Source organism: Formivibrio citricus (assembly GCF_900115065.1).
Lineage (GTDB): Bacteria > Pseudomonadota > Gammaproteobacteria > Burkholderiales > Chitinibacteraceae > Formivibrio > Formivibrio citricus.
The window spans coordinates 17,915-39,237 of sequence record NZ_FOVE01000020.1 but is presented as its reverse complement, the minus strand read 5'-3'; the positions used below and the strand labels follow the sequence as shown (position 1 = coordinate 39,237).

The 21,323-nt window shown below is 59.9% G+C and carries 16 protein-coding genes; 9 read left to right on the top strand and 7 right to left on the bottom strand.

Annotated elements, in window-relative coordinates; translation table 11 throughout:
• The 3 genes from BMZ36_RS12195 (at position 1) to BMZ36_RS12185 (ending at position 1,954) form a co-directional block, all read left to right on the top strand.
• A complete protein-coding gene (locus BMZ36_RS12195; RefSeq protein ID WP_091197034.1) occupies positions 1-744 on the top strand; it encodes a competence/damage-inducible protein A in 744 nt (247 codons plus the stop codon).
• A 107-nt stretch (positions 745-851) separates the two neighbouring features.
• A complete protein-coding gene (locus BMZ36_RS12190; RefSeq protein WP_091196964.1) occupies positions 852-1,457 on the top strand; it encodes a glutathione S-transferase N-terminal domain-containing protein in 606 nt (201 codons plus the stop codon).
• Positions 1,458-1,519: 62 nt separating this feature from the next.
• Positions 1,520-1,954, top strand: coding sequence for a ClpXP protease specificity-enhancing factor (locus BMZ36_RS12185; RefSeq protein WP_091196960.1), 435 nt, complete (start codon positions 1,520-1,522; stop codon positions 1,952-1,954).
• A 60-nt stretch (positions 1,955-2,014) separates the two neighbouring features.
• On the opposite strand, the gene BMZ36_RS12180 is transcribed toward BMZ36_RS12185, so the two are convergent.
• From BMZ36_RS12180 to BMZ36_RS12160, 5 genes are all read right to left on the bottom strand, one after another.
• Complete coding sequence (locus tag BMZ36_RS12180) at positions 2,015-2,233, bottom strand: hypothetical protein (RefSeq protein WP_091196957.1); 219 nt, start codon at positions 2,231-2,233, stop codon at positions 2,015-2,017.
• 156 nt (positions 2,234-2,389) lie between these two features.
• Positions 2,390-3,580, bottom strand: a complete 1,191-nt coding sequence (locus BMZ36_RS14565; RefSeq protein ID WP_091196953.1) for a coiled-coil domain-containing protein — start codon at positions 3,578-3,580, stop codon at positions 2,390-2,392.
• Positions 3,581-3,695: 115 nt separating this feature from the next.
• Positions 3,696-6,425, bottom strand: a complete 2,730-nt coding sequence (locus BMZ36_RS12170) for a M16 family metallopeptidase (RefSeq protein ID WP_091196949.1) — start codon at positions 6,423-6,425, stop codon at positions 3,696-3,698.
• 42 nt (positions 6,426-6,467) lie between these two features.
• On the bottom strand, positions 6,468-8,474 hold the full coding sequence (locus BMZ36_RS12165) for a sensor domain-containing diguanylate cyclase (protein ID WP_143086052.1): 2,007 nt from the start codon (positions 8,472-8,474) through the stop codon (positions 6,468-6,470).
• An 83-nt stretch (positions 8,475-8,557) separates the two neighbouring features.
• A complete protein-coding gene (locus BMZ36_RS12160) occupies positions 8,558-10,825 on the bottom strand; it encodes a DNA internalization-related competence protein ComEC/Rec2 (protein WP_091196941.1) in 2,268 nt (755 codons plus the stop codon).
• A 131-nt stretch (positions 10,826-10,956) separates the two neighbouring features.
• Between BMZ36_RS12160 and BMZ36_RS12155 the strand changes: the two genes are divergently transcribed.
• Positions 10,957-12,219 (top strand): 6-phosphofructokinase, encoded by a 1,263-nt coding sequence (locus BMZ36_RS12155; RefSeq protein ID WP_091196937.1) that lies wholly within the window; start codon positions 10,957-10,959, stop codon positions 12,217-12,219.
• A 372-nt stretch (positions 12,220-12,591) separates the two neighbouring features.
• Here the strand turns inward: BMZ36_RS12155 and BMZ36_RS12150 are convergent, their stop codons facing one another.
• Positions 12,592-13,521, bottom strand: coding sequence for a response regulator (locus BMZ36_RS12150; protein ID WP_091196934.1), 930 nt, complete (start codon positions 13,519-13,521; stop codon positions 12,592-12,594).
• A gap of 13 nt (positions 13,522-13,534) precedes the next feature.
• Positions 13,535-14,308, bottom strand: coding sequence for a ParA family protein (locus BMZ36_RS12145; protein WP_091196930.1), 774 nt, complete (start codon positions 14,306-14,308; stop codon positions 13,535-13,537).
• A gap of 174 nt (positions 14,309-14,482) precedes the next feature.
• On the opposite strand from BMZ36_RS12145, the gene htpG reads away from it, so the two are divergent.
• From htpG to BMZ36_RS12120, 5 genes are all read left to right on the top strand, one after another.
• The gene (gene htpG, locus BMZ36_RS12140) at positions 14,483-16,390 is read left to right on the top strand and encodes a molecular chaperone HtpG (RefSeq protein ID WP_091196926.1); all 1,908 of its coding nucleotides are present in this window, start codon (positions 14,483-14,485) and stop codon (positions 16,388-16,390) included.
• Positions 16,391-16,569: 179 nt separating this feature from the next.
• A complete protein-coding gene (locus BMZ36_RS12135; RefSeq protein WP_218142729.1) occupies positions 16,570-19,311 on the top strand; it encodes an EAL domain-containing protein in 2,742 nt (913 codons plus the stop codon).
• A gap of 138 nt (positions 19,312-19,449) precedes the next feature.
• On the top strand, positions 19,450-19,881 hold the full coding sequence (locus tag BMZ36_RS12130; RefSeq protein ID WP_091196922.1) for a carboxypeptidase-like regulatory domain-containing protein: 432 nt from the start codon (positions 19,450-19,452) through the stop codon (positions 19,879-19,881).
• Between the two features lie 379 nt (positions 19,882-20,260).
• Positions 20,261-20,881, top strand: a complete 621-nt coding sequence (locus BMZ36_RS12125; RefSeq protein WP_091196918.1) for a hypothetical protein — start codon at positions 20,261-20,263, stop codon at positions 20,879-20,881.
• Between the two features lie 10 nt (positions 20,882-20,891).
• Positions 20,892-21,260 carry a cupin domain-containing protein gene (locus BMZ36_RS12120; protein WP_091196914.1) on the top strand — a complete coding sequence of 123 codons (369 nt, stop codon included), beginning with the start codon at positions 20,892-20,894 and terminating at the stop codon, positions 21,258-21,260.
• The last annotated feature ends 63 nt before the right edge of the window (positions 21,261-21,323 follow it).

The window sequence follows — 21,323 nt, the reverse complement described above, 5'->3', positions numbered from 1 at the left end:
ATGGCAGAATTCCAGCTCTTCATAATCGGCGACGAGATTCTTTCCGGACGGCGGCAGGACCAGCACTTCCCGGTCATGCTGCAAAAACTCAAGGCGCGCGGGCACAAACTGGCCGGAGCGCGCTACCTGCCCGACCATCGCCCGACGCTGGTCGAAGCCTTCCGCCTGACGCTCGCGGCCCGACAAAAGGTCATCTCCTGCGGCGGCATCGGCGGTACGCCGGACGATCACACCCGCCAGGCGCTCGCCGAGGCACTGGAACTGCCGCTGGTACCGCAACCCGAGGCGCTGCGCATCATCGAGACGAAATTCGGCGACGCCGCCTATCCGCACCGCGCCAGGATGGCCGAGTTTCCGCAAGGCGCGGAACTCGTTCCCAACCCGGTCAACCAGATCGCCGGTTGCAGCATCCGCGAGCACTATCTGTTGCCCGGCTTCCCGGAAATGGCCTGGCCGATGGCCGACTGGCTGCTCGACACCTATTACCCGGCCGAGGAGCCGCCCGTGACGCGCTCGATCATTTCCCCCAATGCCAAGGAAGGCGACCTGATCGACGCCATGGAGGCGCTGACCCAACGCTGGCCCGATGTAGCCTTTTCCAGCCTGCCGAGCTTCGGCAATAACCGCCACCCCGGCCTGCACATCGAGTTCAGCGTCACCGGCACACCGGAGGCCACCGAAGCCGCGATGCATTTCCTACAGGAAGCGCTGGCGCAACATGGCCTGGCCTGGTCAAACTCTTAATTTAATATTTTAAATCAAAGTGTTAAGTCACTTTTTGTGGATTTAAAACCCCGAAACGGGTAGAATGCGCGCTTTGTTTCAACGCACTTACCGGGAGATCACCTGTCATGATGAAGCTTTACTCCGGCACCTCCTGCCCGTTCAGCCATCGCTGCCGCATCGTTCTGTTCGAAAAGGGCATGGATTTCGAAATTCTTGACGTCGACATGCACAGCAAACCGGAAGACCTCGCTGTCATGAACCCGTACAACGAAGTGCCGGTTCTCGTCGAGCGCGATCTCACCCTGTACGAATCCAACATCATCAACGAATACATCGACGAGCGTTTCCCGCATCCGCAACTGATGCCCGCCGATCCGGTCATGCGCGCACGCACCCGCCTGATGCTGTTCAATTTCGAGCGCGAACTGTTCATCCACGTCAAGACACTGGAAGACGCGAGTTCCAGCAAGAAGGATCTGGAAAAAGCCCGCGCCACCATCCGCGACAGCCTGACCCAGATTGCCCCGATTTTCGCCAAGCAGAAATACATGCTGGGCGAGGAATTCTCGATGCTCGACGTGGCCATCGCCCCGCTGCTGTGGCGCTTCGAGCACTACGGCATCGAATCGACCAAGGCCATGGCGCCGATCCTGAAGTACGCCGAGCGCCTGTTCAGCCGCCAGGCCTTCATCGATTCGCTGACGCCGAACGAGAAAGCCATGCGCAAGTGATCTATGGTAAGGGGTGAAGGGCCGCACAAACCCTTTACCCCAACCAACCTCACGAGGTTCCCATGCAGCAAATTGTTTCCACCAAGCCCTATCTGATCCGAGCCATCCATGAATGGTGCTCGGACCAAGGCTACACGCCCTATCTGGTCGTGGCCGTGCGCAGCAAGATGCAGGTGCCGATGGAATACGTGAAGAACGGCGAAATCGTGCTCAACATCGGTTACAACGCCACCCGCAACCTCACGCTAGGCAACGACTTCGTCACCTTCTCGGCCCGCTTCAACGGGGTTTCGCGCGAAATCGCGATTCCGGTCGGCGCTGTGGTTTCGATCTTCGCCAAGGAAAATGGCGAAGGAATGGGCTTCGAATATGAGATCAGCCCCGAGATGGACACCCACGAGATCAGCGAGGAATCACCGATCGGCATCACCCCGCAACCGGAACCCGAACCGCCCAAACCCGGCGGCGGACGCAGCCATCTGCGCGTGGTGAAATGACAAAGGGGAGCGTTGGCTCCCCTTTTTTTCATACCGGCTTTCAAGAAGCCATGCACCGTATCAAACGTATACGTCGATCCGGTTTTGCTGCTCGCTTTGCATGGCAGAAATCTGATTTTTCTTCTGCAACTGCTCCAGTCCGGCCATCGCGATGTTCTCTTTCGTGCTCGTCAGCCGCTCGGCCTTGCGCTGCACGTCATTCATCACCTGCTGGGTGGCCTGCTGCAGGGTTTTCGACATATCGACCGAGAACGATTTTACAGAGCTGATTGAGGACATGGCGCACCCCGAAAACACGACGTATTGATACAAGACATTATATCAGCGCTCGAACAAAACAAGAAAAAGCCGGCGCACCGTATGTCGCCGGCTTTTTGCATTGCGCGATTATTGCCGGGAAGCAAGGTTCGTAACGAACCTTGCCCTCCCCCAGCATCACATCTGGCTGCGCGGATCGGTTGTCTTTGTCCCGCTCTTGGCTTTTTGCTGGCGCTCCCTTTCGGCCTTTTCCTTGGCGGCGATTTCCTGACGCGCTTTTTCCTTGCGTTCCCGCTCAGCCTTTTCCTTGGCCGCAATTTCCTGCCGGGCCTTTTCCTTGCGCTCTTTCTCGGCCTTTTCCTTGGCGGCGATTTCCTGGCGCGCCTTTTCCTTGCGCTCCTTCTCGGCCTTTTCCTTGGCGGCTATTTCCTGGCGCGCTTTTTCCTGACGCTCCTTCTCTGCCCGTGCCTTGGCTTCGCGTTCCTGGCGTTCCTTCTCGGCACGGGCCTTGGCTTCGCGCTCTGCCTTGGCTTTGGCTTCACGCTCGTGACGTTCCTTCTCGGCGCGGGCCTTGGCTTCGCGCTCTGCCCTGGCCTTCGCCTCACGCTCCTGACGCTCCTTCTCGGCTCGCGCCTTGGCTTCGCGCTCGTGGCGTTCCTTTTCGGCTTTGGCCTTGGCTTCACGCTCGGCCCGGGCCTTGGCCTCGCGTTCCTGGCGTTCCTTCTCGGCCTTCGCCTTGGCTTCGCGTTCCAGGCGTTCCTTCTCAGCCTTCGCCTTGGCTTCGCGCTCCAGACGCTCCTTCTCGGCCTTCGCCTTGGCCTCGCGTTCCTGGCGCTCCTTCTCAGCCTTGGCCTTGGCTTCGCGCTCCTGGCGTTCCTTCTCGGCCTTGGCCTTGGCTTCGCGTTCCTGGCGCTCCTTCTCGGCCTTGGCCTTGGCTTCCTTCTCGCGCCGCTCGTTTTCCGCCCGGACTTGCTCCATGCAGCTGTTGTAGGCGGCCTGCGCTTGCGGCAGACGCTGGTTCATCTGGCGGCCGGCTTCGGCATGCTCGTGCGCCAATTGCTGCCGTTGTGCGCGCAACTCGTTGTTCTCTCGTTGCAGATGCGCTTTGCGGGCCGCTAGTTGGACAACCACCCCGCTTACCTGCCCATTGCTGATACGCTGGATTTCGGCTTCATTGGCATTGATTCGGGTTTGCAAGGCATCGGCGCGGCTTTTGATTTGCGCCTGCTTGGCTGCGCCCTCGTTTTTGGTTGCAGCGACATTGGAATCGTAATCCCGCTTGCAGTCCGCTGCGGTCTTCGCATGAACGGCCATGGGCAACGCCAGCACCAGCATGGCGGTCAGGCAAAGGCTTTTGGTTCTTTTCATCTTGCTCCCCTCTCTTTGTGCAAAAACCCCGTCAATAGAACGGGATTTGCAAGTTTTACCAATATCCATACCCTCTTGACAACCTTTTCTCCTGTCCAATCGACAAGCGCAACGGTTACTTCGTCTTGCCTGCAGCCTTCTTCGCAGCAAAATCCCCGGCAAAAAACAGCGAGAATGCATCCTGCGAAATGTGCCGTTTCAGCGCAGCATGGATTTCGCCCGGAGCTAGCCGGGCCAGTTTTTCTTCCAGCGCGGCAATGCGCGATTGATCCTGTCCGTAGTACAGATCGGAAGCGAGCATCCGGGCCAGGTTCGCATCGCGCGAACGTGCCATTTCACCGCTTTGCCGCAGGGCATTCTGGGCATCCTTCACTTCTTGCGCAGTAAAACCGTCGCGCAACACGCGCGCCAGCTCTTCGCGGAAAGCCTGCTCCACCCTGGCTCGGAACTGCGGCGCATAGATGGCATAGGCAGCCAGTACACCGCTGTTTTCTTCGCGACTGGCATTAAGATCGGCGCCCACACTGTAGGAAAGGCCCTCCTGCTGCCGCAGGCGATTGGCCAGGCGCGAGCTGATAAAGCCGCCGCCGAAGATATGGCTGGCCACGAGCAGCGCAGGATAATCGGGATGCGCTTCACCGACGGGAATGCGCAAAGCCGCGTGGAACACGGCATTCTGCTTGTCCGGGGTTTCCAGTTGCCGCACGACCGGCGCAACGCGCTTGAACGGCAGCGTCAAGCGTTGCCAGGCTACGGGAGATTTCCAGTCGCCGAACAACTCCGCCATCAGTTGACGGACGGCCGGCGCATCGAAATCGCCCACGGCAGCAAACCGGGCATGATCGGCACCGTAGAAACCGGCATGGAAGCGGCGCAGGTTTTCAAGCCTGATTGCATCCAGCGCCTGCAATTGTTCCTCAAAGCTTGCGTGGTAACGGATATCGCCCTTCGGATAGCGGTTGAAATGCTGCGCCAGCGCCTCGCCGGCCTTGCCTGCGGGCTCGATGCGCGCGGCCTCGATTCCGGCTCGCGTCTGCTTCAGTAGTTGTTCGAACTCATTGCCAGGGAACGCCGGCTCGCGCAGGATCTCGCGAACCAACCGCAAGGTAGCCGGCAGACTCTCCCGCACCGATTCAACCGTAACCGTGACGAGCGGGCCGTCCGCACTCACCTGAAGCTGGCTGCGCAGCCGGTCGAGCTCGCGCGCCAGTGCTTCACGGTCGTGCTGCCGGGTTCCCCGCATCAGCATCGCGCCGGTCAGGGCAGCGGTTTGACTCTGGCCAAACAGGTTTTGAGCATTGCCGAACTCCAGAGTCAGCACGGCGCGAACCGTCTGGCCTCGGGTCTTTTTGGGCAGCAGCGCCAGTTGCATTCCGTTGGCCAACGTCGCTTTCTGCGTGCGTGCTTCGATACTGAGCGGAGAAGGATCGAACGCTTCTCCGGCCGCCACGCCCGGCTTGCCGGCATAGCCCTTGAGTTGCCGAGCCAGATCGGGGGTTGCGGGTATCTCGACGCGGGTCGGTTCACTCACCGGGGCGAATTCGCCGAGCGTACGGTTGGCTGCACGAAAATAGCGCGATGCCACGCGATTGACCTCGTCAGCATCGATCCTGGCCAATTGGTCACGCTGCCAGAAGAACAGGCGCCAGTCACCCAGGACTGCGGCATTGGTCAGCGCCCGGGCCAGGCTTGCGGGATCGTTGAGTGTTTTCTCGATCGCGCTCTGCACGGCTCGCCGCGCGGTTTCGACCTCTTCTTTCGTCACCGGCTGGCGGGCCACGCCTTCCAGCGTATCGATCAACACCCGCCGGACTTCCTGTGGCGAGTCGTTCTTGCGCATGTGCACGCTGTAAAACGCATAACCGGGATCGAACAAATCGGCATTCCAGGCCCCCACGGCTGTCGCCTTGCCTGTTTGCACCAGCGACTTGTGCAGGCGTCCGGAAGGTGTATCGGCCATCACCAGCGTGAACAGCTCAAGCGCGACAAAGTCGGAATGGCTGCCTGATGGCAGATGGTAGACCACGTCCAGAATGCGGTTTTCCCCCAGGCGCTCCAGACGAACCGTGCGCGCGCCTTCCTGCGGCGGCTCGACGGTGTAGAGCGGAGGCAGGATGCGCGCCGGTTTTGCAATGGCTCCGAAATGGCGCTCGACCAGCTCCAGTGCGCGCTTGGGCTCGAACTTGCCGGCCAGCACCAGCATTGCGTTGTCCGGCTGGTAATAGAGGCGGTAAAACGCCTGCAGATTGGCGATGCGCACGTTTTCCACGTCGGAGCGTGCACCGATCACGCTGCGGCCGTAGTTGTGCCACTGGTAGGCCGAAGCCAGCACTTTCTCGCGCAGCACGTTGGCCGCGCTGTTTTCGCCGCGCTCCATCTCGTTGCGCACCACGGTCATCTCCGAACGCAGGTCTTTTTCCGCGACGAAAGAATTGACCATGCGGTCGGCTTCCATGCCCAGCGCCCAGTCGAGGTATTCATCGCTGGCGGCAAAGGTTTCGTAATAGGAGGTGTAATCGTTACCGGTTGCCCCGTTGGGGCTCATCCCGCGCCGCGACAGCTCCTGCGGGATATTGGGATGTTTGGGCGTTCCCTTGAACAGCAGATGTTCCAGCAGATGCGCCATGCCGGTCTCGCCATAGTTTTCATGCCGGGAACCAACGAAATAGGTGACGTTCAGCGTGATGGTCGGTCGCCCCGGATCGGGCACCAGCAAGACCTTGAGGCCGTTGTCGAGCCGGTATTCGGCAACGCCTTCGACTTCGGTGACTTTCACCGGAGCCGAAACGGAGATCGCGGCCACAAAAACAAAACAAAGAGCCAGTAAACGCTGAGAGAATTTCATGTTGGATTTTCCAGAAACATCGGAAGCGAGAAAAAACGGGGATTACGCACCAAGCGAAGCATCGCCCGGCACTTCCGGATGAAAAACACATACCCTGTTGCGGCCTTCATGCTTGGCTTGATAGAGCGCCTTGTCGGCCTGATTCAGCAAAGTATCCATACTCACGGCACCCGCGGTCAGCGTGGCAACGCCAAGCGATACGGTCACGCACAAAACTTCACCGCTGTTGAGGGCTATCCTCGCCGCCGAGATCGTCCGCCGCAAACGCTCTGCGACCTCCTGCGCCTGCGCTCCATCGGTTTGCGGCAGCAGGATGGCGAACTCTTCACCTCCCATCCGGCCGACGAGATCGATGTCCCGCAAGGCTTCCCGGCATGACTGTCCCATTTTCTGCAGAACCATGTCACCGGCCTTGTGCCCATGGTTATCGTTGATGTGCTTGAAATGATCGATATCCATCATCAGCACGGAAAGGCAGCCTCCATAGCGGGCCATTCGTGACAGTTCGAGTTCCGCGAGTTCCAGGAAATGCCGGCGATTGGCAAGACCGGTCAGCGAGTCGGTGCGAGCCAGCCGCTCAAGCTCCTTTTCGATTTTCTTGCGCTCGGTGATATCGGTTGCCACGACGACCACGGCCGAACATTCCCCGTCTTCATCGACCACCGGATAGTAAGTGGTGGAATAGTTTCTGCCACCTCGCACATCCTCGACCGTCTTGGCAGCCATTGTGGCATAGACCTCAGTGACTGCAGCCCGCCGAACCTGACCGACTTCAAGGGGAAACAAGCTGAAGAAATTGCGCCCGATCAAATCACTTGGGGACTTGCCCAAACGCTGTGCTGCGGTGGGATTCGCAGCCATGACCATGCCATTGATATCGAGCAGGAAAATGCTTTCCGTGATCGAGAGTCCGATAGCCTGGAAAATTTCCTTGCTCTGGCGTAGGTCGTCCTCGATCCGCTTGCGTTCCGAAACCAGCCGGTTGAAACTCGCCAGCAAACTGCCGATCTCGTCATCGCGCCGGACCGGCAAATCGTGCAGTGCTGCCTTGCCGGTCACCATATCCTGAATAGCGACCGTCGCTTTTTTCAGAGGGCGAAGAGCATTGCGCAACAGCCACCAGGCCAGAAAAACCGCCAGTAACGATAGTGCACCGGCAATCTGGTAACTCCGGCGCTGCAGTTCCCGTATCGGGGCGAAGGCTTCCTGAACGGGCAGGATCAGCTGCACGATCCAGCCCGTCGAAGGAATGCGTTTGGCCGAAGTCAGAACCTCTACCCCTCGCGAGTTGACCGCGACTCCCGCCCCTTCGTACCCCCCGACGAACCTGTCCAGCATCCTGTTGACTCCGGGAGCCGCCATCGGGGTCAAAATGCGGGACGGATCGCTGGCCGTAACGATCAACCCGTGCTTGGGATCATCAATAACGACATAACCGCTTTTGCCGAAGCGGGCACTTTCCACATGGCCGAACAGGGAGGGGTCAGAAAAAGTTGCGAACCCGACCAGAACCGCAATGACAGCGCCGGTTTTATCCTTGACCGGAGCAGCAAAAGAAACACCGGGCAATCCCGAAAAATCGCTGATCACCGGCTTGCCGATAACCACATTTCCGGATTCCAGCACGTCCTTGAAAAACGATGTTTGTACGAAATTTCCGCCCTGCCGACCGGAAACAGGCGGATAGTCCGCAATGCCGATGCCGTCGCGCGAAACCAGCGTCACCCCGCCCTTGAACAAGGCCCCCAGCGTCTGACGGGTCGAGAGATGAATACCCAGTTTTTCCGGGTGGGCAAGGTGCTCTGCAGTGATGATGGCCGCATTGGCCTTGAGCGCCTCGATTCTGAACTTGATCGCCTCGTCGACACTCTTTGCAATATAGGAAGCGGTCGAATACTGCTGGGCGGAAAGCAGTTCGACCATATCGCGCTCGATGAGCTTGGCATTGACATAGGCCAGCAACCAGAAACCGCCCGCCAGAAGCAGCAGCATCAGGCCGATCACCTTGGTCTTGAGGTTCAGCGCAGAGAAGAAAGCGTTTTTTCCCACGAAAAAATAAGTCGTCGATTGCAACCACTGCAAGTCTAGCCTTGCGGGAGCAAGCTTGCAGCGTTTTCAGGCAACGGTTCTTTTCACGGGACAGCATACCAGTAGCGCCGTCTGGCCTCGCGCCAGCGTTTCACGCCGATCTCGTCGCCCACGTCGAACACCAGCGCGCCGCTCTCGTCGGTGCGCAGAGTAATGGCACCCGCTGCTGCATAACGTTCGAGAATTTCCGGGCGCGGGTGGCCAAAACGGTTGCGATAGCCTGCCGAGAACACTGCATAACGCGGCCGGGCCGCCTCCACGAACGCCAGCGACGACGAGCCCTTACCGCCGTGATGCGCGGCAACCACGATATCGGATTGCGGCAGACCATTGGCCACCAGTCGCGCCTCGGGCCGACCGCCCAAATCCGCAGGAATCAGCAGGCGATGCCGGCCGTTGTCGACCAGCAGCACGCAGCTCATGCTGTTCTTGTCCTTGCGCATGAAGCCTTCCGGCGGCCAGAGCAGGCTGAAACGCACGCCGTCGCGCTCCCAGCCCTCGCCTGCCCGGCAGCGACGCTGTTCCCTGACCGCTTCCAGCCACGGCAGGTCATCGGGCAGGCTATGCACCACCCGCCCGACCGGAAACTGCATCAGCACCGCCTCGGCCGAACCGACATGGTCGTTGTCGTTGTGCGAGAGCACCAGCTCGTCGAGCCTCCCGCGCCCGGCCGCGCGCAAGGCAGGCATTCCCACCCGCTCACCGTTGGGCGCCAAGCCGGTATCGAACATCAGCGCCGAGTTGCGGGTTTCGACCAGCACCGACAAGCCCTGCCCGACATCCAGCACCGTGGCCCGATAGGTCCCTTCGGGCAAAGGCTCGGGGCGCAGCACGAAAAGCGGCAGCAGGAACACCCCGCCCAGCATCCGTCCCGGCACGCCGCGCGGAGCGAGCAGCAAGATCACACCCAGCGCAGCGGGTGCCAGCGCCCATAACGGCGGGGGCGTGACAGTCCACAGGCTGTGCGGAACGGCCGCGCACTGGATCAGCAACCAGTCCGTCGCCGCATACAGGCGCTCGGCCAGATACAACAGAATCCCCGTCGGATCGAACAACCCGGCGAGCGCCAGCGGCGTAACGCCGATACTGACCAGCGGAATGGCAAACCCGTTGGCCAGCGGCGAAACCAGCGGCAACTGGCCGAACACCACCAGCAGGATCGGCGCTGAACCCAGCGTCGCCGCCCACTGGGCACTGATCCAGCCATGCCACTTCACCCCTTCGCCCAAGCGATGGCCCCCGACCCAGAGCAGCACGCCCACGGTCAGGAACGACAGCCAGAAGCCGACCGACAGCACGGCGAACGGATCGAACAGCACCACCACAGCCAGCGCACAGGCCCAGATGGCGCCGGTCGCTGCCGGGCGGGCGCGCCACAGACAGAACGCAGCCGTTCCCAGCATCAGCAGGGTACGCTGCGTGGGCACCGCCATGCCAGCCAAAGCGCTGTAGACCAGCGCCGTTGCCACGCCGGCCAGCAACGCGGCGCGCGGGGCACCAAACCGGGCAGCCAGAAACGGGATCCGCCGCCAGCAGAAATTCATCAACCAGGCCATCAGCCCCGCCAGCATGGTGATATGCAGGCCGGAAATGGAAATGAGGTGCGTAACGCCCGTCGTGGCATAGCGCCGCCATTGCTCCTGCGGAATATTGCCTTGGTCGCCCACGGTCAGCGCCACGATCACCCCGGCATAGGGCGCATCCGGCAAGGCTGCATTGACCCGGTCACGCAAGGCCGAGCGGATGCGCGCCAGCCACGCAGCGGCAGCCAGCCCTTCGAGCTTGTCGCCGGTGCGCACCGAAGCCGTCGCGCCGATTCCCTGCTGCAGGAACCAGCTTTCCAGATCGAAACCACCGGGGTTGATCTGCCCGTGCGGGCGTTTGAGCCTCAGCGTTAGCCGCCAGCGCTCGCCCGCCTGGACACGATCTTTCGGCCCGTACCAGTTCACCTGGATTTTAGCCGGCAACGGCATCTCCGCTTTCGTTGGAGAGAACAGGAAGCGCGTGCCATGGCGCGTGGCCTGCGGCAGATCGGAAACGTAGCCCTCGACAACGACGGGGCGGCTTTCCAGTTCCAGCGGCAGCCACCCGGCCAGACGCCGTTGCGCGCACCAGTCGGCATAGCCGAATCCGGCACAGAACAGCACCACCGCAAACAATGGAGTGCGCCAGCGAATGATCTTCCAGGACAATGCAGCCCCCGCTGCCGCCGCCAGCAGAAACGGCCAGCTCGGCGGCAAGGCCGGCTGGCGTTGCAGCAGGCATACGCCGGCTACAAAACTGGCAATCAGGATCAGGTAGCGCAACAGCACCCGTCCGCCCCCTCAGGCAAGTGCAAACATCCGGGATTCTTGCACCTGACGAAAGCAAAAGCAAAGGGCGTTCGAGAGAGTCCGTCGATTTGCTAGAATGAATGCGATCCGTCCCCTGCGAGAAAAAATCCATGAGCCCGAAAAACGCTTTCTACGCCCAATCCGGCGGCGTCACCGCCGTCATCAACGCCAGCGCCTGCGGCTTGATCGAAACCGCGCGCCAGCATCCGGACAAGATCGGCAAGGTCTTCGCCGGGCGCAACGGCATCATCGGCGCGTTGCTTGAAGAGCTGATCGATACCAGCCAGGAATCCGCCGAGGACATCGCCCGCCTGCGCCACACCCCTTCCGGCGCGTTCGGCTCCTGCCGCTACAAGCTCAAGTCACTGGAAACCCATCGCGGCCAGTACGAGCGCCTGATCGAAGTCTTCAAGGCGCACGACATCGGCTACTTCTTCTACAACGGCGGCGGCGATTCCGCCGACACTTGCCTGAAGGTATCGCAGATTTCCGCAGCGCTCGGCTACCCGATCCAGGCCATTCATATCCCGAAGACCGTGGACAACGACCTGCCGATCACCGACTGCTGCCCCGGCTTCGGCTCGGTCGCCAAATATGTCGCCACCTCGATCCGCGAAGCCGGGTTCGATGTGGCCTCGATGTCGCGCACCTCGACCAAGGTGTTCATCCTGGAAGTCATGGGCCGGCATGCCGGATGGATCACCGCGGCATGCGGATTGGCAGCAGAACAGGAAGGCGAAGGGCCGCACATCCTGCTGTTTCCGGAAATCGAGTTCGATGAAGAAAAATTCCTCGCCAAGGTCAAGGCGACGGTCGAGAAATACGACCACTGCGTGATCGGCGTATCGGAAGGCATCAAGGACAAGGAAGGCAACTTCCTCTCCGAAACCGGCCTGCGGGACGCGTTCGGCCATGCGCAACTCGGCGGCGTGGCTCCGACCATCGCCCAGCTCGTCAAGGACAAGCTCGGCTACAAGTACCACTGGGCCGTGGCCGACTACCTGCAGCGTGCCGCGCGCCACATTGCCAGCAAAACCGATGTCGAACAGGCGTATGCGCTGGGCAAGTCCGCCGTGGAAATCGCGCTCGCGGGCAAGAACGCCATCATGCCGGCAATTCGCCGTCTGGCTGATACCCCCTACCGCTGGGACATTGCCGAAGCGCCGCTTTCCGAAGTAGCCAACGTGGAGAAATTCATGCCGCGCGATTTCATCACGGAGGACGGCTTCCACATCACCGAAGCCTGCCGCCGCTATCTCTCGCCGCTGATCGAAGGAGAAGACTACCCGCCGTTCAAGAATGGTTTGCCGGATTATGTGCGGCTGAAGAATGTGGCCGTGCCGAAGAAGCTGGCGGGGGAATTCAAGCTGTAACTGGCCTTTTCATGAACCAGTTCCATGACAAAGGTAATGCCGTTCACTTGAGCCAAGTGAGCGGCATTTTTCTTGAACAGCGCGGCATGCAGCACGCCCCGCCCTGGAAGTTGCCGAGAAGCACAGCAAGGTGCGGGAATTCGGCGAGCACTGTTTGAGGCCTCAGGCCGAGTTGCGCAGCCGCCGCGTCTTGCGAGCATTTCAGGGAACCCCGCAGAGGCGCTGGAGTGGACTCGCTTGGGGGTGAAGGAGATTGGGCGAGACAAACCCCTTCCCCGTCTGCCGAGCGGAACCGGCCCTAACGCCGAAGGCACATGAAAATTCTTAAGTTGAACGGCACTACCATGACAAAGGGGCCTTTCGGCCCCTTTGTCACGTCAGGTCTGTTGCATTATTGACCCTGACCACGACCTCATTGCCCGATCCGTGGTATTCCATGCTGTCGAACGACAGCATGCGCGCCACCGAGATGCCCCGGCCATGTGCATCGAAAGCCCGTTCGGGCGAGAAATCCAGAAAGGGGCGCCAGTCGAATCCCTCACCCTGATCGATGATGGTGATCGTGACGCCGCCATCTTCCCGACGGAAAGCCACCTCGACGAAACGGTCACTGTAGCAGTCTTCTGCGAGCCGGCGCTCGACCTCTTCCTGCCAGCGCCCTTGCCGCAACAGGCGGCTTTTTTCCGAATAATCGATTTCCAGATTACCGTGCTCGACCGCGTTGACCAGCAATTCGGACAAGCCCAGCGCCACCCGCTTGGGATTGGGCGATGCCTGCGACAACAACAGCGTCAGGCGGCGAGCCTCTTCGAGTGTGCGGAAACGGAAATCGCCGTTGATCAGCATCCGGCAGGCATGCGCCTGCTCGGTCACCAGGCTTTCAAGACGGAGTTTTTCGCGCCGGAATCCGACCGCGGCGCCGACGATGGCCACCAGCATGTCGCGCTGGTAAGGTTTGACAAGGTAGTAATACGCGCCGGCAGCCAGCCCCTCGCGCACGTTTTCCGCTGCGCCGATGGCCGTCTGCATGATGACCGGCAGGTTTATGAACTCCGGATGCTGGCGGATGCGCGCCAGCACCTCCATGCCATCCATGCGCGGCATCATGCGGTCCAGCAGCACCGCATCGAAGCTCGCCCCATCGTGTTGCAGTGTCTCCCAGGCTTCTTCGCCGTCACGAGCCGCCACCACCTGGTAGCCCGCATCGGTCAGATGCTCGGTCAGGATTTCCAGATTGAACGGCTCATCGTCTACGACCAGTACACGGGGAAGGGAAACGGTCTGCTCGCGCTGGGTCTCCATGATCTTTACCTCATCAGCTCTTGGTCAACTCCGAATACAGCGCGGAAAACTCCTGGGCGATCTTGTGCCGTGCATCCAGATTGACAAGCGGGGTCGCGCGTTCATGCGATTCGCGCACCTTGACCGAGCTCGACAGACGGCTTTTCAGCACCGGCAACCCCTGGTCTTCCAGCTCCGCGACCAGACGCTGAGGCAGGCTCGCGCGCGGCTGGTACTGGTTGACGACAATGCCTTCGACATGCAGATCGCGGTTGTGATCGGACTTGATCTCCTCCACGCGCGCCAGCAAGCCCAGCAAGGCATCGCGGGAGAAAGTATCGCAATCGAACGGAATCAGGCAGCCGGTCGCGGCAATCAGTGAGGAGAGCGTGAAGAAGTTGAGCGCCGGTGGCGTGTCGATGTAGATCTCGTCGAACTCGCTGGCGAGCTCTTCCAGGCTTTCCTTGAGCTTGTAGATCTTGTAGCGCGACTCGAGTTTGACCTGCTGCTCGGCAATCGCAGGGTGCGACGGCATGATATGAAGATTCGGGAACGGCGTGGCATGAACAAAAGCCGAAACCGGTTTGGCGTAGAGACTGAAATTCAGCACCTGATCAAAGAAATCCGCCAGCGTAGGCGTCGCGCCATCCAGGCGTTCGCCCAGAAGGTAATGACTGGAATTGCCTTGCGGATCGAGATCGACGACCAAGGCCCGCTTGCCCTGACTGGCAGCCACAGCCGCCAGATTCACCGTGATGGTCGATTTGCCGACCCCGCCTTTCTGGTTGAAAACCACACGCCTGACCATGAGCCGCCTCCTGTTGCAAACAGATTTCAATATAACACGCATTCCCTGTGCATTTCTGCAACCTGCCGCACCGCAGCAATCCAATCGACATCGAATGACTTGAAAGCCCTACCGCCGACCCCATTATTGGCTACCTGTCGTTTTTCCAGCTTTTCTAAAAGGAGCCATACCAAGATGACCAAGGAAACACTGGGCTTTCAGACGGAAGTCAAACAGCTTCTGCAACTGATGATCCACTCCCTGTATTCCAACAAGGAAATCTTCCTGCGCGAACTGATTTCGAACGCATCCGACGCCTGCGACAAGCTGCGCTTCGAAGCGCTGCACAACGAAGCTCTGTTCGAGAATGACGGCGAGCTGAAAATCCACGTCGCGTTCGACAAGGATGCCCGCACGCTCACGATTCGCGACAACGGCATCGGCATGAACCGCGAGGAAGTCATCAAGAACATCGGCACCATCGCGCGCTCCGGCACCAAGGAATTCTTCAGCCAGCTCTCGGGCGACGCCAAGAAGGATGCCAACCTGATCGGCCAGTTCGGCGTCGGCTTCTACTCCGCCTTCATCGTCGCCGACAAGGTCACGCTGACCACGCGCCGCGCAGGACAGGTTGCCAATCAGGGCGTGCGCTGGGAGTCGGCCGGCGATGGCGAGTTCACGATTGAGGAAGTCGAAAAAACCGATCGCGGCACCGAAATCGTACTGCATCTCAAGGAAGGCGAAGACGAGCTCCTGTCCGACTGGCGCCTGCGCAGCATCATCCGCAAGTATTCCGACCACATCACGCTGCCGATCCTGATGAAGAAGGCGCCGGGCTACGACAAGGACGGCAACGTCGAAGCCTCCGACGAGCTCGAAACCGTCAACAAGGCATCCGCTTTGTGGGCACGCAGCAAAAGCGAGATCAGCGACGAGGAGTACAACGAGTTCTACAAGCACGTCGCCCATGATTTCGAAGACCCGTTGACCTGGAGCCACGCCCGAGTCGAAGGTCGCCAGGAATACACCGAACTGCTGTACATCCCGCAACGCGCACCGTTCGACCTCTACGACCGCGAGCGCCGCCACGGCATCAAGCTCTATGTGCGCCGCGTGTTCATCATGGAAGACGCCGAAAAACTGCTGCCGCAATACCTGCGCTTCGTGCGTGGGGTGATCGACAGCAGCGACCTGCCGCTCAACGTCAGCCGCGAAATCCTGCAGCACAGCAAGGACATCGAACAGATCAAGGCCGGTTGCGTGAAGAAGGTGCTGGGCCTGCTGGAAAGTCTCGCCACCTCGGAAGACCAAGCCGACAAGGACAAGTACGCCAAGTTCTGGCAGGAATTCGGTCGGGTGCTCAAGGAAGGCATCGGCGAAGACTTCGCCAACAAGGACAAGATCGCTGCGCTGTGCCGCTTTGCCTCGACCCATGCCGACACCCCGGAACAGATCGTCAGCCTCGCCGACTACATCGGCCGCATGAAGGAAGGCCAGGACGCGATCTATTACATCACCGCCGAAACTTTCGCCGCCGCCAAGAACAGCCCGCACCTCGAAGCGCTGCGCAAGAAGGGCATCGAAGTGCTGCTGCTCGCCGACCGTGTCGATGAATGGGTGGTCGGCAGCCTGCACGAATTCGAAGGCAAGAAGCTGCAATCGGTCGCCAAGGGCGAGCTCGATCTTTCCAAGTTCGAGGACGAGGCCGAGAAAAAACAGCAGGAAGAAGCCGCGGTCGAGCTCAAGGACGTGATCGAGAAAATCGGCGAAACGCTGGGCGAAAAGGTCAAGGAAGTACGCGTTACCCATCGCCTGTCGGAAAGCCCGGCCTGCCTCGTCGTGGAAAACAGCGACATGAGCGCCAACCTGGAGCGTCTGTTGAAATCCGCCGGCCAGGACGTGAAGACCGTCAAGCCGATCCTGGAAATCAACCCGACTCACCCGCTGACGAAAAAGATCAAGGCCGAACTCGGCAAGGAACGCTTCGCCGACTGGACCGAGATCCTCTTCGATCAGGCCACGCTGGCCGAAGGTGCCCAGCTCGACGACCCTGCCGGGTTCGTCAAGCGCCTGAACGGGCTGATGCTGGATATGGCCAGCTAGTATCTATCCGTTCTGCCAGCCCCACAAAAGACCTTCCCCGCGAAGGTCTTTTTTTTGCGCGCCATCAGACAGCACCCAGTATGGGGGGCCATGGCTTTGCCAGCCAGGTACACCCAATGCTAGAGTCTTTATTCCCCAATCTCCTGACGCATGCCGTTCATTGAGGCAGGCCTACCGGCATGACCACTTTCTCAGCGCTACTGAACAATGCCGCCTTGCTGATTGCCCAGGTTGTCGTTCTGGATCTGGCAACCAGCCACTACCGGCTCAAAGCCTGGTGGCCACAGATCGTCACCGGCGCCACGCTGGGCGTCATGGGAATCGGCCTCATGCTTGCGCCGCTGGTGTTGCAACCCGGCATCATCTTCGATACGCGCTCGGTACTGCTTTGCCTGTCCGGGCTGTTTTTCGGCCCCCTCCCCACCGCCATCGCCATGCTGATGACGGCCAGCTACCGCCTGAGCCAAGGGGGCGCCGCGGCAGTTGCCGGCGCGCTGGTCATTCTGGCCTCGGGATGCATCGGCATTTTCTGGCGCCACCAACACAAAAAACCGCTGGAAACCATCGACTGGCGCAGCCTTTATGTACTGGGCCTGATCGTCCATGTTGTCATGCTGGCCATGATGCTGACGCTGCCTTGGGAGACCGCCCAAAACGTCCTTTCCAACATCGGCGGGCCGGTCATCGTCATCTACCCGCTAGCCACAGCCGCCCTCGGCCTGCTGCTTGCCCATCGTCTTGAACGGCAAAAAGGAATCTCGGCGCTCAGGGACAGCGAAGAACTCAAGCGCGCCATTCTGGATTCGGTGTCGTCGCATATCGCCGTGCTCAACCGCGAAGGCGTCATCGTCGCCGTCAATGCGCCGTGGCGACGCTTCGCCCTGGAAAACAGCAACGAACCGGGGAAGCCAGCCAAAAACACCGACATCGGCGTGAACTATCTGGCTATATGCCGGGCGAGGTTTGACAGCACTTGCCAGGAAGCGCAAAAAGCGCACGACGGCATTCTGATGGTACTCGAAGGCTATTTGCCGGATTTCACGCTGGAATACCCTTGCCTTTTACCGACCCAGCAACGCTGGTTCACCATGACAGTAACGCCTCTGCGCGTGGAAAACCTGGGCGTAGTCATCACCCATACCGACATCACCGAGCGCAAGCTGGCCGAAGAGACGCTGCTGGAGAGCGAAAGCCGCTTCCGTGAAACCTTCAACGCCGTCAGCGATGCCATCTTCATTCACGACGCGGAAACGGGGCATGTGATCGACGTCAACCGCCGCATGTGCGAGATGTGGGGCTGCACCCGCGAAGAAGCCCTTGCCGCAAGTATCGACGGGCTTGGCGAAGGCTCGCCCCCCTATTCCGCGGTTGAAGCCAGTGAAAAGCTTCGCCTGGCGCGCACCGAAGGGCCGCAAATCTTTGACTGGCTGGCTCGCGCGAGTGACGGGCGCCTTTTCTGGGTCGAAGTCAGCCTGAGGCTGGCCTCCATCGGCACCCAGAAACGGATTCTGGCCATGGTCCGCGACATTACCGAGCGCAAGGAGCATGAAAAACAGCTCATGCACATCGCCCATTACGACGTGCTGACCACACTCCCCAACCGGGTACTGCTGGCCGACCGGCTGCAGCTAGCCATGACGGAAGCCGCTCGCGACAATCGACCGCTCGCCGTTGCCTACCTGGACCTCGACGGCTTCAAGACCATCAACGACAAGCATGGGCATGAAGCGGGCGACCAATTGTTGATTGCGCTGGCCGCACGCATGAAAAAAACCTTGCGGGAAGGCGATACGCTCGCCCGCCTCGGCGGCGACGAATTCGTTGCCGTATTGCGAGGCCTGCCCGACAGCGAATCCAGTATCCCGCTGCTTACCCGGCTGCTCGGTGCCGCATCGCACCCCACCCAAGTCGGCGAATATGCACTCCAGGTCTCGGCCAGCCTGGGCGTGACCTTCTACCCGCAAACCGAAGAAGTCGATGCCGACCAATTGCTGCGCCAGGCGGACCAGGCCATGTATCAGGCCAAGCTGGCCGGAAAGAACCGCTTCCACTTCTTTGACACGGCCAATGATCGCAGCCTGCGCGAACACCATGAGTCACTCGAACATATCCGGCGCGCCTTGCGCGAACGAGAGTTCGTGCTCCATTACCAGCCCAAGGTGAACATGTGCACCGGGGCGGTTATCGGCGTCGAAGCATTGATCCGCTGGCAACACCCGGAAAAAGGACTGCTCTCCCCGGCAGCATTCTTGCCGGTCATTGAAGATCATCCGCTGAGCATCGACATCGGCGAATGGGTGATCGAAGCCGCGCTGACCCAGATGGAACACTGGCATGCACAGGGATTGAATATCCGGGTCAGCGTCAACATTGGCGCCCGGCAGTTGCAGCAAATGGATTTCACTCAACGGCTGGGCGAAATTCTGGCAAACCATCCTGCCATCAGTCCGAAGGATCTGGAACTTGAGGTGCTGGAAACCAGCGCGCTGGAAGACCTGCAGCAAGCTTCGCAGGTCATTGAATCCTGCCGGGCGCTTGGCGTTACGCTGGCACTGGACGATTTCGGAACCGGCTATTCCTCGCTGACCTACCTGAAACACCTTTCGGTTTCCACCATCAAGATCGACCAGAGCTTCGTGCGCGGCATGCTCAACAATCCGGATGACATCGCCATCCTGCGCGGCGTGCTCGGCATGGCTACAGCCTTCCACCGCGAAGTCATCGCCGAAGGCGTGGAAACCGTCGAGCATGGCGAACTGCTGCTGCAAATGGGTTGCGAGCTGGCGCAAGGCTACGGCGTCGCCCGCCCCATGCCGGCAGCCGATCTCCCGAGCTGGGCCGCCGCTTGGCGCCCGCACCCGACCTGGAGCAACAGGCAAGCCTGCGAGCAAGACCCAACCACGCCGGCCATGGCTGAATAAGCGCTACGAGCAAGCACCAGCAATTGGCCACGCGGTCAGCGCCTTGATGCCGTTAATCAGTTCTTTGATGCCTGCCCCCTCACACTCCCCCCCGCCGCAGCTAGATTGGAACAATCTCCGTTACCGGAAGGAAATATCATGAAGATAAAACCCGTATTTTTTAGCGCCCTGCTCGGCGCCGCCCTGCTGACCTTGCCCGGCATTTCCTCGGCACAAGACCCCGTCGAGATCACACCCCAGCGCTCCCCCGCCGGCATTGAATATGTCATGAGCAGCGTGGGCGAAGACCAGCAAAATGCCATGGCAGCCATTCGCAAGGACTACAACTTCCACCTGACATTCGCCCGCCCCAAATCCGGCGAATTCCTGGCGGATGTCAAAGTGACGGTGGAAACAGTGAAAAAGGAAAAAGTGCTGGAAGTGGTATCCGAAGGCCCCTACCTCTTTGCCAAGCTGCCGGCAGGCACTTACAAAGTCACGGCGGAATTCGAAGGAAAAAGCCAGACCAAGACCACTACGATCCGGAAAAACCGTTCCAGCGATCTGGTTTATTACTTTGCTGAGCAATAAGGGTTTGCACAGGCGAACCAGCGCAGCTTATTCGGCAAAACAGCAAACAAAAATCGGCATCGGGGTGGTGCCGATTTTTGTTTGTATGGCTTGCCGCCCCATGTGGTTGGCGTTTTTGTTCTTGCACGATGCTCCACTAACGTACCAGCTACCACCCGCAACGAATCAGAACCAGTTCACGATCTGTCGCGAGAAGCCGTCAGCGGGGTGAAGAGCAGCGCAGGAACCGGAGTTTATGCGGATAAATGAGGATTCCGAGCAGCACATGAGCCCCGATCACGGTTTCGCAGCAAGAGCGTGAACAGGTTCTCAGAAACACCCTCTTGTTGGTGCGCTATGCTGAACAAGACCGTGCATCGCTTACAAGGCAAGGCTTTCCATGAAATATCCCGATTTTTTCCGCGACGTTCCCCGCCTTCAGGTCTACGAACCGTTGGCCGCATTCCTTGGGGCGGCTGAAAATGGCTTGCTGGAATACGGTTACGAAGATGCGGTCAAGCTGGCCGGGCACTCGTGTCCGACCGTAGCATCGGCCTATGCGCTCGGCTGTCGGGCGCTTGCCATGCTTTACCCGGACAGGCTGCCTGAGCGTGGCGGAGTGCGGATCGAATTTGCAAATAGCCAGGAGGATGGGGTCACTGGCGTCATTGCCAGCATCTTGACGCTCCTTACGGGCGCAGCTACGGGCGGCGGATTCAAGGGAATTGGGGGGCGTTTTGTTCGACGAGACCCGCTGCATTTTGCGGTCAAGCTGCCCATGTCTCTACGTTTCACCCGCATCGATAACGGCGCCGCAGTAGACGCTGCCATCGATCTGGCCCGGGTTCCTCCTGATACCAAAACCGCAGAGTTGATGGCGCGCTGCCTGCAGGGGAAAGCCGATGCCGCCGAGCAGCAACAGTTCGGCGAATTGGGGCAAAGGCGAGTTGCCAGGATATTGCTCGAACACTGGAATGACAACGAAGTGTTTCAGCTCCGCCCTGTGCATCCGCAAATATAGGGAATCAATCATGAACATCGAAAACAAGTCTCCACGCCCAGCGCCTGAAGTGCTCAATCTAAAGCAATTGCTTCAATTCCAGGACAAAGCTGTGGTCAGCCGCATGCTGGTAAAAAACACCGGAGGGAGTGTCACCTTGTTCGCTTTCGATAGCGACGAGGGCCTCAGTGAGCATACGGCACCGTTCGATGCACTGGTGGTCGGTGTCGAAGGCCAAGCTGAAATCCTGATCGGTGGGGTGGCCTACACGCTCGCCGAAGGCGATACGCTGCTTATGCCGGCGAATGTGCCGCATGCGGTGAATCCGCAAGGCCAATTCAAGATGCTGCTGGTGATGATTCGCGGGGATGCGAAAAACCAGGCCGCACAGCCCGCTTGATCACTTCATTTTTCTCAGAACCTGTCCACGATCTTCCTACGAAGCCGTGATCGGGGCTCATGT